Raw genomic sequence first — 15699 nt, 5'->3', positions numbered from 1 at the left:
GGAAAGGGGCAGCTGAATTTACATGGGTTTCAGGCAGGCGAAACGCGCCCGGCGTGCCTTGGGCGTTCTGATGATCGCTGCGTCACCCTTGCCGCTGCAGGCCCAGACATCCGCAGGCACGGTTGCTGCCGGGCAGGAGCCGCCAATACTGCCCGACGACGAATTCGAAGCGCGATTGCCCAAGGCTGGCGAAAGCGACCCTGCCAACCCTTCTACTCCGCTACCGTCGATAGACAGCTGGATCGATCAGCAAATGCCGCAGGCCAGCGCGCCCGCCGAACTGCCGCCCGCCACCGAACCCCCAGCGGAAGCGGAACTGGTACAGCCCTTGGCACCGCTCGACAGCGTAACCGTGCCGCCTCAGGTGGCAAGCGACAGTCCGCACGAAAAGACGCCCGAGATCCGCTATACCGTGGAGATGGACGGTTTCGGCAAGACCGGCCTTGAAGATGAGTTCCGGGGCGAGTCAGCACTGGTCGATGGCAAAGGGCGCGCCGAAACCGCCGCCATGGTGCAGGCGCGCGCGCATGAGGATGAAGCGCTCGCCGTGCGGCTGCTCTATTCGCAGGGCTATTACGACGCGACCGCCCTCGCCTCGCTCGACCAGACGGGCGATGGCACCCTAAAGGCAGTATTGTCCGTCACTCCGGGCAAGCGGTACAAGATCGGCGACATCGTCATCAACGCTGGACCAACGGTGCCGCCCAGCCTTGTCCGCGACAGCCTGCCGCTCAAGACCGGCGACTATATCGTGGCCGCCGATGTCGAAAGCGCGGAGGCCAATGTCGGGGTCAAGCTGCCCGAAAATGGCTATCCCTTCGCCAAGGTCGGCGAACGGGACATATTGCTCGATCCGGCGACCATCACGGGCGACTACACCCTGCCGGTCGAGGTCGGCCCACGCGGGTCGTTCCGTGGGATCACAACCTCGGGCCGCAAGCAGGCCTTTGGCGCTGACCATATGAAGGTCATCAGCCGCTTCAAACCCGGCGAGCTATATGACAGCCGCAAGGTGGATGACCTGCGCCGCGCCCTCGTCGCGACGGGCCTCTTCTCCAGCGTCGCGGTCGATCCGGTGCGCACGAACGAGCCCGGCCCCGATGGCACCGAATATGTCGACCTGCATGTCGATCAGGAGGCAGGTCCGCCCCGCACGCTGGCGGGCGAGCTTGGCTATGGCACGGGGCAAGGCTTCCGCGCCGAAGGCACATGGACGCACCGCAACCTCTTCCCGCCAGAAGGCGCGCTGATCGCGAAGGTGATCGCGGGTACGCAGGAACAGGGCGTCTCCGGCACCTTCCGCCGCTCCAACGCGGGGAAGCGGGACAAGACCTTCCAGGCTGGCGCCCTGCTCAACCACCAAAATTATGATGCCTATGAAGCCTTTACGGCGGGCCTCAACATCAGCTGGTCGCGCCAGTCGACGCCGATCTTCCAGAAACGCTGGACCTACACTTATGGCGCCGAAATCCTGCTGTCGAACGAGCAGACGACGGTCGATCCCGCCACGGCGGAAAAGCGGCGGCTGACCTATTTCATCGGCTCGCTGCCGGTCCAGCTTGGCTATGACCGGTCGAACGATCTGCTCAATCCGACCAGGGGTTTCCGCGCCAATCTGCGCCTGTCGCCCGAAGCATCGTTGCAGGGCAATCTGTCACCCTATGTCCGCGGGACCTTCGACCTTAGCGGCTATTATCCGGTTTCCGATGCGCTGGTGATCGCGGCTAGGACGCGGCTTGGCACGATCAGCGGTGCATCACGCGACCAGATCGCGCCCTCGCGCCGGATCTATGCAGGCGGCGGCGGATCGGTGCGCGGCTTTGGCTATCAGGAACTGGGGCCAAAGGACGTCAATGACGACCCGATCGGCGGCCGATCCGTCAACGAGTTCGCCGTCGAAGGCCGCTACCGCTTCGGCAATTATGGCGTGGTCGCCTTCGTCGATGCGGGACAGGTCTATGAAAGCGCCATCCCGAAATTCTCCGACATTCGCTATGGCGTAGGCTTGGGCGGCCGCTTCTATACTGACTTTGGCCCCTTCCGAGCAGACATAGCCATGCCAATCAACCGGCAGCCCGGCGAGTCCAAGTTCACCCTCTATATCGGCATTGGGCAGGCTTTTTGATGGCCGAAGACACGCCTCCTTCCGCTCCGGAAAGCCAGACCGTGGTCATCCGGGAAGGACGGCCGCTATGGCAAAAGATCGTGCTGGGTGTCACCGCCCTGATCCTTGGCCTCGTCGTGCTAGGCGCTGGATTGCTGCTTTTCCTGAACACCCAGCCAGGCAAGAAATTCCTGATCCGCCAGATCGCGGCGCTGAAGCTGGAATCCGGCATGGCGATCGAGGTCGGCCGTATCGAGGGATCGGTCTACAGCGACATGGTCATCCACGATCTTGTCCTGCGTGATCCCAAAGGGCCTTTCGCCGTATCCCCGCGTGTCCATGTCGTGTGGAGCCCCTTCCGCTACCTCAACAATCATATTTCCGTGCGGCTGCTGGAAAGCCCGCTGGTCGTGCTGGCCCGCAGCCCCCAATTCAACGTCACGAAAAGCGACCCCAACGCGCCGATCCTCCCCGACCTCAACATCGATGTCGATCGGCTGAAGATCGCCAAGTTCGTGCTGGCGAAACCCGTGATCGGCCAAAAGCGCGAGATTGCCATCGACGGCGTGACCCACATCGCCGATGGCCGCGCGCAGCTTAGCGCCAATGCCGTCGTGGACAGCGGCGACCGGCTCCAGGCCTCGATTGACGCCGTACCCGCGCAGAACCGTCTCGCCATGAAGGGCTCGCTGACCGCTCCAAAGGGTGGCGTCATCGCAAAGATGAGCGGGCTCACGGATGGCCTGACCGCAACGCTCGATGGTCGCGGCACATGGCAGGCGTGGAACGGCCGCATCGTTGCGACCTCGCCCAAGGGGCAGCTTGCGAACATCGCGCTCGCCGCGCGAGACGGCAACTTCACCGCCAAAGGTCCGGTGCGCCCCGGCCTCGTCTTTGCCGGAACCGTGGACCGGCTGACTGCTCCGGCCCTCGATTTCGATCTCTTCGCCGGGCTTAACGAGCGGCGCGTGAAGCTGAAGGGCACGCTGCGCTCCAGAGCACTCGCCGCCACCGCGCAAGGCCTCATCGACCTCGGCAAGAGCCAGTTCAGCGGCCTCAAGATCGACGCCGCGCTACTGACCCCCGGCGCGATCATGGAAAAGGTGCGGGGAAAGGATGTACGCGCCTCGATCATCCTTGACGGCCCGATGGCGACGCCGTTCATCGATTATGATCTGAGCGCCGCAATGCTCGCCTTCGACCAGACCGGCATTGAAGGGCTGAAAGCCAGTGGCCGGGCGGTGATTGACGCCGATCGCATCCGCATCCCCGTCAACGCGACCGCGCGGCGGGTCACCGGCCTTAACGCCGCAGCGGGCGGGCTCCTTCAGAACCTGCGCGTCAAGGGCGACTTCGCCTATGCTTCTGGCAAGCTGATCAGCGACAACCTCAAGATCGACAGCGACCGGGTGGACGCCACCGCCATCGTGCTCGCCGACCTGGACAACGCCATCTACCGGGGGGCGCTCAAGGGGCGAGTAAACGACTACAAGATCGACGGCGTAGGCATCGTCAACCTCAACACCGATGTGAAGCTAGTGCCCGGACCGAAGGGCGGCTGGGGCTTTGCGGGCAAGTTCGGCGTCCGCACGGCGCGCTGGGAAAGCGCCTCCGTGCGCGATTTCCTGGGCGGCAATGCCGTCGCATCGGGCCGCATCGGCATGACGCCGGAAGGCAAGTTCACCCTTGCGGACCTGAAGGGCGCGGCACCCAATTTCCGCGTCCATTCCGGATCGGGCAGCTACGACACCAATGGCGCCATCACCTTCGACGCCTCCGCCACGTCGAACCAATATGGCCCGCTGGCGCTCAGCGTGCGCGGAACAATGGAGAGGCCTCAAGCGGTCCTGCGCGCCGCCCGGCCCAATGTCGGCGTGCAGCTCTCCAATGTCGTCGCAAAACTGAATGGCGAGGCTGGCGGCTACCGGCTGGAGGCAACCGGCGGCTCCGCCTATGGCCCCTTCTTCGCCAATATGCTGATCCGCACGGCTCAAGGTCCGCTCACGATCGACATCACGCGCGCGCGCTTCGCGGGCGTCGATATGAACGGACGCCTCCAGCAGACCGCCGCTGGACCGTTTGCCGGACAGCTTGCCATGAATGGCTCTGGCATAACCGGCGCCGCGCAACTGGCAGCCGTAGGGAAGGCTCAGGGTATCGCCGTCAACGCCACGGCCAGCAACGCCCGCCTGCCCGGCGAAGCCGATGTGGTGATCGGCCGAGCGATCGCGACGGCGGACATCATCCTCACCGACCAGCCGCGTATCATCGCGGATATCCAAATGGCGAACGCTGCCTATGGTGACTATGTCGTGCGAAAAAGCCGCGCCCGGATCAATTATCAAGGCGGTCGGGGCCGCGCGCAGCTGGTTGCCGACGGATCGACGGGCGTGCCCTTCTCGATCGCCGTCAATGCGGCGCTCCGCCCCAACCTCTACGCCGTCGCGCTGGAAGGCAAGGCAAGCAACATCCCCTTCCGCTTCGCCCAGCCCGCGATCATCCGCATCGAACCGCAAGGCTACCGGCTGGAACCGGCGACCCTAGTCCTGCCTCAAGGACGGGTTGATCTCGCCGGGCGCTTCGGCAACCAGACCGCCCTCCAGGCGCGATTCAAGGATTTCGATCTCGCCATCATGAACATCGCCAGCCCCGGCCTTGGCATCAGCGGCAAGGCGACCGGCGCGATCGACTTCAACCAGAGCCGCAACGCCTTCCCCAACGCCACGACGCGCTTAGCAATCAGTGATTTCCGCCGCTCCAGCCTGTCCGCCGTCTCCGATCCGGTCTCCATGGCGATCGAAGGCCGCCTCTCGAACCGCGGCGGCGACCTGCGCGGACTCATCCGGCGCGGCAACGCGCCATTAGGGCGCTTCATCGCCACCCTCGCGCCTCCCGGCTCTGGATCAAGCTGGACAGAGCAGCTCCAATCCGCCCCCCTCGGCGGCGGCATACGCTATGCCGGGCCTGCCGACGTGCTCTTCTCCTTCGCGGGGCTCGCTGACCAGCAACTGACCGGCCCCATCGCCGTCGCAGCAGATTTCAGCGGCCGCCTCACCGCGCCGCGCCTTAACGGCCTCGTCCGCGCCAACGCGCTGACCTACGAGAATGAAACATTCGGCACGCGCCTGACACAAATGCGTCTCGATGGCCGCTTCACCAACGACCGGCTGGAGATACGCGACTTTTCCGGCCGCGCTGGCGACGGCACCGTGCAGGCGAGCGGCTCGGTCGGTCTCGCGGCCGAAAGCGGCTACCCCATGAACATCGCCGTCAAGCTGGACCGCGCCCGCATCGCGCGCAGCGAAGCGATCACCAGCGTCGTCACCGGCACGATCAACGTAACGAACAGCGTGGCAGACGGCGGACTGATCAAGGGCAACCTATCGCTTCCCGAAACCCGCTACCGAATCGCCTGGCAGGGCGGCGCCGACATCCGCCAGCTTCAGGGCGTTCGGCGTAAGGGCGAGGGCACCGACCTGCTCGACCAGCGCGTCGCGTCCCGGCAGGCGGCTGCCAAGCCCGCCGACTGGAAGCTCGACATCCGCGTCCGCGCGGACAATGAAATCTACCTGACCGGCATGGGTCTCGATTCCGAATGGAAGACCAACATGCGGGTGACCGGCACCACCAAGGCCCCAAGCGTAGTCGGCAAGATCGAGGTGATACGCGGCCGCTACAGCTTCTCAGGCCATCAGTTCGACCTTGAACAGGGGATCATCACCTTCAACGGGCCGATGATGAACCCGGTGCTGGCGATCCGCGCCGAAACCCGGATAAACACGGTGGCGGCAGGCATCGCCGTCGGCGGCACGGCGCAGAAGCCGGACATCAGCTTCATTTCGACACCCACCCTGCCTCAGGACGAGATATTGGCACGCATCCTGTTCGGCGACAATGTCGCGAACCTGTCCGCGACGCAGGCGATCCAGCTCGCCGCCGCGCTCAACGGCCTGCGCGGCGGTGGCGGCGGCCTCAACCCCATGGGCAAGTTGCAGAACGCCTCAGGGGTCGACCGCATCGGCATCGTCGGCGGCGACAAGGATACGGGGCGCGGCGCATCGCTGGCTGTGGGTCAGCACATTTCCAACAATATCTATGTGGAGGTGATCACCGATCCCAAGGGCTTCACCGCCACTCAGCTGGAAATCTCCCTGTCAAAGACGCTCAGCCTGCTGTCGAAGACCGGCACCAACGCCGGATCATCAGCGAACCTGCGCTATTCGAAGGATTATTGAAGCCGCTCGGCGCGGTAGCGGGCGATCAGCCCTTCATATTCGCCCATTCCGGGGAAGCGTTCAAAGCTGACCACCGCCCCGGTCTGCGCCCAAGGCAACTTCTCCGCCGTCTGCGTCTCCATCCACGGCGCGAACCAGCTGGCATCGTCCAGCATGGTTGCCCGCACATTGACGAAGCCCATGTCGGCGGCGGGCTTGGTAAAGACCCAGCTCTTGCACCAGTCGCAATGATGATGGTGCACGTCTTCGCCATGCAGCCCACCGATCACAGTCTCTCCCGCAATCAGTTCAAAGCCGCCCGAAGGCATGATGATCGTGGTGGAAAAGGCGCTGCCGGTCATCTTCTGGCACCCGGTACAATGACAAGCCGCCTCACCCCAAGGCGCTTCGCTCAACCGGAAACGCACACGCCCGCACCGACAACCGCCTTCGATGGGGAGATCGGGAATGGACATGGGATTCTCCTTGGCTTCGGGATGAAAGTTTATCCTCCCCATCGACAGATGGGGAGGGGGACCAGCCGCAGGCTGGTGGAGGGGAGCGCCCGTAGGCGCCGCAGGTCATGCCAGTTGCCCTCCACCACCGCTGCGCGGCGGTCCCCCTCTCCACGCTCTGCGCAGGGAGGATTTTGCTCTTATCCTCACCCTCAATGAAAGTCCCGAGACCTCGGTAATATCCGCACATTGCGCGGATGGCTGGACGTCCGGGGATGCTGAGGATGCACAAACTCATCCGCCCTCGACAAGGCGATCTGTGGCCTATGCGTATCCGACAGGCGCGATAGCTCCGCGGTGCGATCATGCACCCGGCTCGCCATCAGGTGGACGACGCCTTCCTTGCTCCGTTGCACCTCACCTTCGACCAGCATCAGCCGCGACGCCATGACCGGTCGCCGTTGCATTTCGAACAGGCGCGCCCAGAGCAGGATGTTGGTGACGCCCGTCTCATCTTCTATCGTGATGAAAACCGCATTGCCCTTACCCGGTCGCTGCCGCACCAGCACCACACCCGCTGTCCGCACCTTCGTCCCGTTCTTCGCGGCCGTCGTCTGCGCGCAACTCAGCACCCCTTCAGCAGCAAAGACCGGCCGCAGGAACTGCATCGGGTGCCCTTTGAGCGACAGGCGCGTCATCTGGTAATCGGCCGCGACCTGTTCAGCGAGCGGCATGGCGGGCAACATCGCATCCGGCTCCTCCCCCAATTCTCCCGCCGCCTTCTGGTCCCGCTTTCGCGCAGCAGCAAACAGGGGCAGTTCATTGGACGGCGTGCGCCGCGCTTCCCACAGCGCCGCCCGCCGGTCCTGCCCGAGAGACCGGCAAGCGTCCGCATCCGCCAGTAAGCGCAGCGCCCGCGCAGGTAACCCAGCCCGCCGCGCCAGATCCTCCAGGCTGGTGAACAGACCCCCCTCCCGCGCCTCGACCATCTGCGCAGCCCAAGCCTCGCGAAAACCATCGATCTGGCGAAAGCCCAGCCGCAGCGCCAACGCCCGACCCTCCCCTTCACCCCGCCTCCTATTGCGCGACCGCAGCAGCGGTTCGAGCGCATTGTCCCACCCGCTCATATTCACATCCACATCATGCACGGCGACGCCATGCTCCCGCGCATCCCGCACAATCTGCGCCGGGGCATAAAAGCCCATCGGCTGAGAATTCAGCAGCGCACAGGCAAAGACGGCAGGCTGGTGGCATTTGATCCACGCCGACACATAGACCAGCCGCGCAAAGGAAAGAGCATGGCTTTCGGGAAAGCCATAGCTGCCGAACCCCTCGATCTGGCTATAGCAACGCTCGGCGAAATCGCGTTCATACCCCCGCCGCACCATGCCGCCGATCATCTTCTCCTTGAACTTGTCCATGCCACCCACATGGCGGAACGTCGCCATCGACCGCCGCAGCTGGTTAGCCTCCGATGGCGTAAATTCAGCAGCGACGATGGCGAGCTTCATCGCCTGTTCCTGGAACAGGGGGACGCCGTAGGTTTTGCCTAGCAGCAACTTAAGTTCGTCGTAGGACCCATATGCAGGATCGGGCGCGGGAAATTCCACCGCCTCTTCCCCACATCTCCGCCGCAGATAGGGATGCACCATGTCGCCTTCGATCGGCCCAGGCCGCACGATCGCCACTTGCACCGTCAGGTCATAAATGGATCGGGGGCGCAAACGCGGCAGCATGTTGATCTGCGCCCGGCTTTCCACTTGGAACACGCCGATGCTGTCGCCCTTTTCCAGCATGTCATAAACGGCCGGGTCATCTGATTTAAGGTCAATATTCAGATCATGATCGCCCAGCCTATGGAGCCTCATCAGATCATAAGCCTTGCGGATGCAACTCAACATGCCCAGCGCCAGAATGTCGACCTTCATCAATCCCAGCGCATCGATGTCATCCTTGTCCCATTCGATGAAACTGCGATCCGCCATCGCCGCATGATGAAGCGGCACGGTTTCATCGAGCCGGTTCTGGGTCAGCACGAAACCGCCGACATGCTGCGACAGATGCCGGGGAAAAGGTGCGTCAAGCAATTGATCTACCACTGCCCGCAACCGCACGATCTGCGGATTGTGAAGGTCAAAGCCCGCCTCGGTTATCCGCGCTTCAGGAAAATCGCCCGAATAGCTGCCCCATACCGTACTCGACAGGCGCGCCACCACATCTTCGCTAAGCCCCAATACCTTGGCCGCCTCCCTTACAGCGCTGCGTGATCGGTAATGGATAACGGTCGCGGCGATCCCGGCACGATGGCGGCCATAGCGATCGTAGATATATTGCATCACCTCTTCGCGCCGCTCATGCTCGAAATCGACGTCGATATCCGGTGGCTCGTCCCGCTCTTCCGACACGAAGCGGGAAAAGAGCAGTTCATGCCGTTCCGGATCGACCGAAGTGACTCCCAGCAAAAAACAGACCATGGAATTGGCTGCCGATCCACGCCCTTGGCATAATATGCCCTTCATTCTGGCAAAGGCGACGATGTCGTAAACCGTCAAGAAATAATAAGCATAATTGCGCTCGCGAATAAGCTCGAACTCGTCATCCAGCAACTTGCGCACCTTGGCCGGAATATGCGGGCCATAGCGCGCATGGGCGGCCGATACGGTCAGTTCCTCCAGCCATTGCTGCGCCGTCCAACCTTCGGGCACAGGCTCATGGGGGTATTCATAGGATAGCTGATCCAGCCTGAAACGCACTTTGCCAAGCAAGCGCATGCTTTCGGCCAGAGCTTCAGGGCAGTCGCGAAACAACCGCGCCATCTCCTCGGGCGCATGCATGTGCCGCTCGGCATTGGCCTCCAGCAAACGTCCAGCCTTGCCGATCGTCACGCCTTCGCGGATGCAGCTTAGCACATCCTGCAAGGGCCGCTCGTCAGGCTTGGCATACAGCACGTCCATGGTCGCGATCAGCGGCACGCCGGTGCGTGCGCTAAGCCACTTGAAGCCCGCGATCCGGCGCGCGTCCCGGCCATCCCGGCATAGCGCCGCACCCAGCCAGATCCGGCCTGGCGCCAATCGGGCCAGCCGCCGAAGATAGGATTTAAGATCGGCAGGACGCGGCGGCGGCACCAGGCTCAAATGCCCTTGCCGGATCGCCTCCTTGGAGGGCCTGTCGTCATACTCATACTCCACCGGCTTTCGATGGGCCGCCTGCTTTGTGGCGGTGGAGGACGGCAGGACGATCAACAGCAGATCATCGAGATAGGCGGTCAGATCCTCATAGGTGAGGATGCAGTTGCCCTTCATCGATCGCAAATTACCCACCGTCAGCAGCTTGGTCAGTTCCCCCCAGCCACGCCGGGTCGAGGGATATGCGACGATGTCCGGAGTGCCATCGGAAAAGACCAGTCGTGCGCCGACAACAAGTTTGAGGTCGGTTTGGCACGATTGCTCCTCTTCCTCAGTCAGTTCCAGCGGCTGCCCAGCCTCCTTCTTTGCTTCCAGCAAGCGGGTCCGCGCCTTTTCGGGGGCGCGCTTGAGCGCAGACCATGCCCGCACCACGCCCGCGACCGTGTTGCGGTCGGCGATTCCCAGTCCTTTTAGGCCGAGGTCGATCGCCTGCCCCACCATGTCCGAGGCATGGGACGCGCCTCGCAGGAAGGAAAAGTTGGTGGCGGCCACCAACTCTGCAAAAGCGGACCCAGCCCTGCGCGGCGGAGGAGGTCGTGCTTCCTTTATCCGCGCGCTTTCCCGCACCGCTTCCACCGCATCCAATTCCCGCCGATCCATCGACTTGGGCTTGGACGGATCAGGCCCCTTGCCGCGCTTCATGCGAACAGGCCGTGGATGTACCAGCCGGGATGCCGCGCCTCCGTGCCGTAAAGGCCATGGCGGAAAATCCAGTAGCGGCGGCCGCGCGCATCCTCGATCCGGTAATAGTCGCGCGTCATGCCTGTGCTTTCGCCCGCCAGCGCACCGTCCTTCGCCTTCCACCATTCGGGCGCGATCCGTTCCGGCCCTTCATAGCGGGTCACTTCATGCGCGCTGCGTCGCCAGCGGAAATGATGGGGCGGGCCGTCTGGCACCTCCGCCACCACCTCGATCGGCTGGGGTGGGTCGAACAGATGAATGGGGCGCATCGGCGGATCGCCGGGTTCTCCTTGACGCGGCCAACTGGACGGTGTGCGGCTTTCGATCGCAGGCAGCGCAAGCTGCGCCTGCTCGGGAATATGGCTGTCGCGCGGCTCCAATCGCTGGATGCGGTTGCGGCCAGCGCGGACGGACAGCCGGTCGACCAGCGCCGCGACCGCTTCCTCGCGACGCGCCTCTCCCCCTTCCAGCGCCAACTGGGTCGCGGCCATCGGCTCGGTCTGCGGCACGGTAAGGCGCAGCATGTCGAAGCCGAAGCCGGGATCGAGCGGATCGGACAGGCTGCCGATCCGCTCCCGCACCAGCCGCATGATCGCAGGCGCATCCCGCACCGGCAGGCCGGTTTCCACCCGCAGCGGAAAGGCGAGACCATCGGTGCGGAAGAACAACAGTTCGAACCGCCGCCCGCCCTCGCCCCGCTCGGTCAGCCGCTCGCCCGCTTCGGCCGCCATCTCCTCGACCCGCTGCAAAGCATAGGCGGTGCTGCCTACAGGCTCTGCGAAGCGGCGCTCGATCCGCAGGACAGGACGCGGGCGGCGGGGGCTAAGCGGGCGATGGCCCAGCCCTAGCAGGCGGTGCAACACATCGACCGCCTCCTCGCCAAAGCGCGCGGCCAGCGCCGCTGGAGGCCGGGCAGCAAGATCGCCGATGGTGCGCAGCCCCGCGCGCCGCAACGCCACCCCGCTCTCCTGCTCCAGCTCCAACGCCTCGACCGGCAAGCGGCGCAGCGCGGCCTCCTCATCAGGCGCTGGCCCTGCGGAAAAGCGGCACAATGCATGCGCGCCCTCCGGCGTGCCCGCTATCGCATGGCGCACCTCCATGCCGTGCCGCTCGAACCGCTCCACCGCCTCGCGCGCCAAGGCGTCCTCCCCGCCCCACAGATGCGCGCAGCCGGTGATGTCCAACATCAGCCCATGCAGCGGATCGATCGCGGCCGCAGGCGTATAGCGCGCGCACCCATCGCATAGCCGCTCCAGCCAATCCTGATCAGCATGATGATCCGCTTCGAAGCTGACAAGGTCAGGCTCTTGCGCCCGCGCATCGGCCAGCGTCATGCCCGCGTTCAGGCCCAGCGCCAGCGCATCGGCATCCGGCGTCACAAGGCGCATGGCCCCGCGCACGGCCTCCACGATGGCGACCGGCGCGGCGCCGGCCTGCACCTGCCACAGGTCAGGCCGCGCGATGCGCAGCCGATCGACCGGCAGGAAGGGGAACCACAGCGCCAGGTAGCGCCGCCTCGTCAGCGTGTCCTCCGCTTGCCCATCCATGCTCATGGCGTTCATCGCACTCTTCTCCAAAATCTCCCCGCTCGGCATTCCACACCATCCGCCATGTCATGCCGTCTGCCCCCGAACGGCGGCGCAACAGGTGAAGCGAGAAGGCGCTCATGCCCGGCGCATTGCCCGGCAACGGCACGGATGGAGCAGCCTCCACCCGCCACCGTGTCTCCGCCGCGCTCGGCACCGGATCGCCACCAATCCGCAGCACGAAGGCGGTAACCCCCGACGTCTCCGCCGCCAGCGCCAGACGGCGGCTCGCGGTCAAGTCCAGCAGCGGCGCGCGCCCGCGCAATTCGATGACCAGCGCGCCCAGCGCCGGGCATCGCAACGCATCGACCGCCGCGCGCAGCAGCAGCGCCTCATCCTTCATCACGCCGATCAGCAAATGGGCTGGATCTATTCCAAGCGCGGAAAGCCCCGGGCCATAAGGTTGTCCCGCCGTTCCATCTGGAAGGCGCAACCAGAACAGAGGAGCCTCACGCGCCGCAAGATGGGCAAGGATCAGGGAAAGACCGGCAGTGGCGCCCTCATCTTCAGCATTCCCGAACAATTCATGCACCCGACCCCTGGCAAGGCCACCCTGCAATGCCTGATCAAAAGCCGCATGTCCGGTCGCAATACGCGCATCTGTTTTGACGGCCGGAATCCCTTCCAGTGATGCAATGTGCCGCCTGAGGGCTGCAAGCCTGTTCACCGAATCCACCATAGAATGTTCTCTATATGTTCTTTTCGGCGATAGCGCACCCCCTGTCAATCAACTTGGCTGCCATCAGAAAAAAAGGGAGGATGGTTTCAGCTTCTTACACACATTGGCCATCATCCGGAAAAGTTTCACACCCGGCTTTCTGCCAAGCTAATCTGTGTTGATGGACACGCCCCACATCGCTTCGCTGGCTCATGCGCCCTTCATTCTGGCGCGCCGTATCGCTTCGGCTCGCAGCCTGCGTCTTGTTTCCAGCGCTGCGACTGCGCTCCTCGCCTCCTACCCGAAGTCGGGCAGGACCTGGCTCAGGTTTATCCTGGCGCAATATTTCCTCGCGTCGCGTGCATATCCGCCCATTACGACCCAGAGCATGTTCACCTTTGCTCCCAATTTCGACTTGGATCCGGTGCGCGGCATACCGGCCTTTGTCCGGAGATCAGAGGAGGCCTCTTTCCCCCTGATCCCTTCCACTCATCTGCGCTTCAAACCAACCCTGCCCGGCCGCCTTCCCATCATATTCCTGATCCGGGATCCGCGGGCCGTACTCATTTCCGACTATCACCATGTGACTCGGCACAAGATGTCGTTTCAAGGCAGCGTTGATGATTTTCTCATGGATGAGAATAGGGGCCTGCCGCACTATATTAAATATATGAATAGCTGGGCCAATGGCCTCGAACGGCATGATCATCACATCATATATTATGAGGATCTACTGCTTCAAACGGAGGTAGAAGTCGAAACGATGCTCAGTTTTCTGGATGAGCCGGTCAATAGCCGTGCTCTTGGATATGCGGTGGAAAACTCATCCTTCGAAAAGCTCAAGGCACTGGAACTCGCCCAGGGCATTCCCGGCCATGAATATGACAGATCGGATTCAGATGCCCTGCGGATCAGAAAGGGGCAATCCGACAGCTTCCGGCAGGAGCTGACGATAGAGCAGCAGAAATTCATCGAGGATAGCTGCAAGTCTCAGTTGAACCCCCGAATGTTGGCCAAGCTGGATCGATACGGATTTTCGGACCCGCCTTCGTCATCCACTGTGAGACCGATCGAGATATCGCAATCCGCAGCGCCCGAAAGGCAGGTGCATGATCCTGTAACCAAGCGCCGCCTCCCCTCTCTTGGCGTACAGCTCTTGAGCGAAGCGATGGTCATGATCGGCCTCGCCGCCATGCTCATCGCCCCGACCATTCTGGCGATAGAGGTAGGCGAATGGCTTTTCCGGCGAGAATGGGATGGTCATTCCCTTGAAGACGGCCTCGCCCTGTTCGGGATCGACCGGGTGGGGCCTGTGGAAACGCCGACCGAACAAATACTCGACGTCTTTCTCGCGCTGCCTCTCACCATCGCCTTGTTCATGAACGGCCTCCTCATATTCCTGGCTGCCGTACATTTCGGAGACTGGGGTCTTCAGGGCGTACGGCTCAAGAAAAAGCTCGCCGTCGAGCAGAGCAAAAGGCGCCAGCGGACCCACGCCAAAAATCCGCCCTCCGACCTCAAACCGGCAGGAATGGTGAGCCCTAGCCGCTGATCAATGTTCATCTGGCCCTGTTGAGCAAGCCTCGCCCTTCTATAACGGTAAAAGGCCCGCCCCGCGAAAATGCGCGGGCGGGCCTTTTCAGTGCGTGAAACGAAAGGCGAGCAGAGCCGCGCGGCTATCCTGCGGCTGATCCGGCCGCAGGCATTAGCCGTGCTTATTCGCCATCATCCTCCGCTTCGGGTCCGGTCATCATTCCTTCGGCAACCTCTTCGGTCTTGCCCCGGATCACCTTTTCCAGGCGCTCCGCCATTTCGGGATTTTCCTTGAGGAAGGTCTTGGCATTCTCACGACCCTGGCCAATGCGGACGGAGTCGTAGGAGAACCAGGCGCCCGACTTTTCGACCACGCCAGCTTTGACGCCCAGATCGAGTATCTCGCCGATCTTCGAAATCCCCTCGCCATACATTATGTCGAATTCCACCTGCTTGAACGGCGGCGCCACCTTGTTCTTCACCACCTTCACGCGGGTCGCGTTGCCGACGATATCGTCGCGATCCTTGATCTGGCCAGTACGGCGGATGTCGAGGCGAACCGACGCATAGAATTTGAGCGCGTTGCCGCCCGTCGTCGTTTCCGGATTGCCGTACATGACGCCAATCTTCATGCGCACCTGGTTGATGAAGATCACCAGACACTTAGAACGAGAGATCGAGCCGGTAAGCTTGCGCAGCGCCTGGCTCATCAGGCGCGCCTGCAGGCCGACATGGCTATCGCCCATCTCACCTTCGATTTCCGCACGGGGCACCAGCGCCGCGACGGAGTCGATCACCAGCACGTCGATGGCGTTCGACCGCACCAGCGTATCGACGATTTCCAGCGCCTGTTCACCGGTATCGGGCTGGGACACGATCAACTCGTCAATATCGACGCCCAGCTTCTTGGCATAAGCGGGGTCGAGGGCATGCTCGGCATCGACGAAAGCCGCAACGCCGCCGGTCTTCTGCGCCTCTGCAATGGCATGCAGCGCCAGCGTGGTCTTGCCTGAGCTTTCCGGGCCATAGATTTCGATGATGCGGCCGCGTGGCAAACCGCCAATGCCAAGCGCGATGTCGAGCCCCAGCGATCCCGTCGAAATCGCCTCGATCTCGATCTTCTCGCGGCTGCCCAGCTTCATGGCCGAACCTTTACCGAAGGCGCGGTCAATCTGGGAAAGGGCCGCTTCCAATGCTTTCTGTCTGTCCATTGTCCCTGTCTTCTTGGAATCGATGAGTGAGAGCATTGCTGTCATCGGCCTATCCCCTGTCAAGCGGAAGCG

8 protein-coding genes are annotated in these 15699 nt (G+C 63.1%); 3 read left to right on the top strand and 5 right to left on the bottom strand.

The window, feature by feature from the left end:
- Positions 1-22 precede the first annotated feature (22 nt).
- Positions 23-2125 carry an autotransporter assembly complex protein TamA gene (locus tag ACYU81_RS08645; protein WP_460987231.1) on the top strand — a complete coding sequence of 701 codons (2103 nt, stop codon included), beginning with the start codon at positions 23-25 and terminating at the stop codon, positions 2123-2125.
- A complete protein-coding gene (locus tag ACYU81_RS08640) occupies positions 2125-6339 on the top strand; it encodes a translocation/assembly module TamB domain-containing protein (RefSeq protein WP_460987229.1) in 4215 nt (1404 codons plus the stop codon). Before ACYU81_RS08645 ends, ACYU81_RS08640 begins: the two co-directional genes overlap by 1 nt.
- Here ACYU81_RS08640 and ACYU81_RS08635 read toward each other — a convergent pair.
- The 4 genes from ACYU81_RS08635 to ACYU81_RS08620 all read right to left on the bottom strand — a co-directional run bounded on the left by ACYU81_RS08635 (position 6333) and on the right by ACYU81_RS08620 (position 12904).
- Entirely contained in the window at positions 6333-6794 is a 462-nt protein-coding gene (locus ACYU81_RS08635; protein WP_460987228.1) for a GFA family protein, read from the bottom strand. The genes ACYU81_RS08640 and ACYU81_RS08635 overlap by 7 nt on opposite strands.
- 191 nt (positions 6795-6985) lie before the next feature.
- A complete protein-coding gene (locus ACYU81_RS08630) occupies positions 6986-10600 on the bottom strand; it encodes an error-prone DNA polymerase (RefSeq protein WP_460987227.1) in 3615 nt (1204 codons plus the stop codon).
- Positions 10597-12192 (bottom strand): Y-family DNA polymerase, encoded by a 1596-nt coding sequence (locus ACYU81_RS08625; protein ID WP_460988146.1) that lies wholly within the window; start codon positions 12190-12192, stop codon positions 10597-10599. The genes ACYU81_RS08630 and ACYU81_RS08625 overlap by 4 nt, the downstream gene beginning before the upstream one ends.
- The gene (locus tag ACYU81_RS08620) at positions 12089-12904 is read right to left on the bottom strand and encodes an ImuA family protein (protein WP_460987225.1); all 816 of its coding nucleotides are present in this window, start codon (positions 12902-12904) and stop codon (positions 12089-12091) included. Before ACYU81_RS08620 ends, ACYU81_RS08625 begins: the two co-directional genes overlap by 104 nt.
- A 160-nt stretch (positions 12905-13064) precedes the next feature.
- Between ACYU81_RS08620 and ACYU81_RS08615 the strand changes: the two genes are divergently transcribed.
- Positions 13065-14435 (top strand): sulfotransferase domain-containing protein, encoded by a 1371-nt coding sequence (locus ACYU81_RS08615; protein WP_460987223.1) that lies wholly within the window; start codon positions 13065-13067, stop codon positions 14433-14435.
- A 163-nt stretch (positions 14436-14598) separates the two neighbouring features.
- On the opposite strand, the gene recA is transcribed toward ACYU81_RS08615, so the two are convergent.
- Positions 14599-15672 (bottom strand): recombinase RecA, encoded by a 1074-nt coding sequence (recA, locus tag ACYU81_RS08610; protein WP_449470841.1) that lies wholly within the window; start codon positions 15670-15672, stop codon positions 14599-14601.
- Positions 15673-15699 lie beyond the last annotated feature (27 nt).

This window comes from Sphingobium sp. TomTYG75, assembly GCF_054771635.1.
This window is presented reverse-complemented; position numbering and strand designations above follow the sequence as displayed.

Excerpts from the sequence above, each read along its gene's own strand:
- ACYU81_RS08630 (WP_460987227.1), bottom strand. The coding sequence starts at position 10,600 with ATGAAGCGCGGCAAGGGGCCTGATCCGTCCAAGCCCAAGTCGATGGAT.
- ACYU81_RS08620 (WP_460987225.1), bottom strand. The coding sequence starts at position 12,904 with ATGGTGGATTCGGTGAACAGGCTTGCAGCCCTCAGGCGGCACATTGCA.
- ACYU81_RS08615 (WP_460987223.1), top strand. The coding sequence starts at position 13,065 with ATGGACACGCCCCACATCGCTTCGCTGGCTCATGCGCCCTTCATTCTG.
- ACYU81_RS08645 (WP_460987231.1), top strand. The coding sequence starts at position 23 with ATGGGTTTCAGGCAGGCGAAACGCGCCCGGCGTGCCTTGGGCGTTCTG.
- ACYU81_RS08635 (WP_460987228.1), bottom strand. The coding sequence starts at position 6,794 with ATGTCCATTCCCGATCTCCCCATCGAAGGCGGTTGTCGGTGCGGGCGT.
- recA (WP_449470841.1), bottom strand. The coding sequence starts at position 15,672 with ATGACAGCAATGCTCTCACTCATCGATTCCAAGAAGACAGGGACAATG.
- ACYU81_RS08625 (WP_460988146.1), bottom strand. The coding sequence starts at position 12,192 with ATGAGCATGGATGGGCAAGCGGAGGACACGCTGACGAGGCGGCGCTAC.
- ACYU81_RS08640 (WP_460987229.1), top strand. The coding sequence starts at position 2,125 with ATGGCCGAAGACACGCCTCCTTCCGCTCCGGAAAGCCAGACCGTGGTC.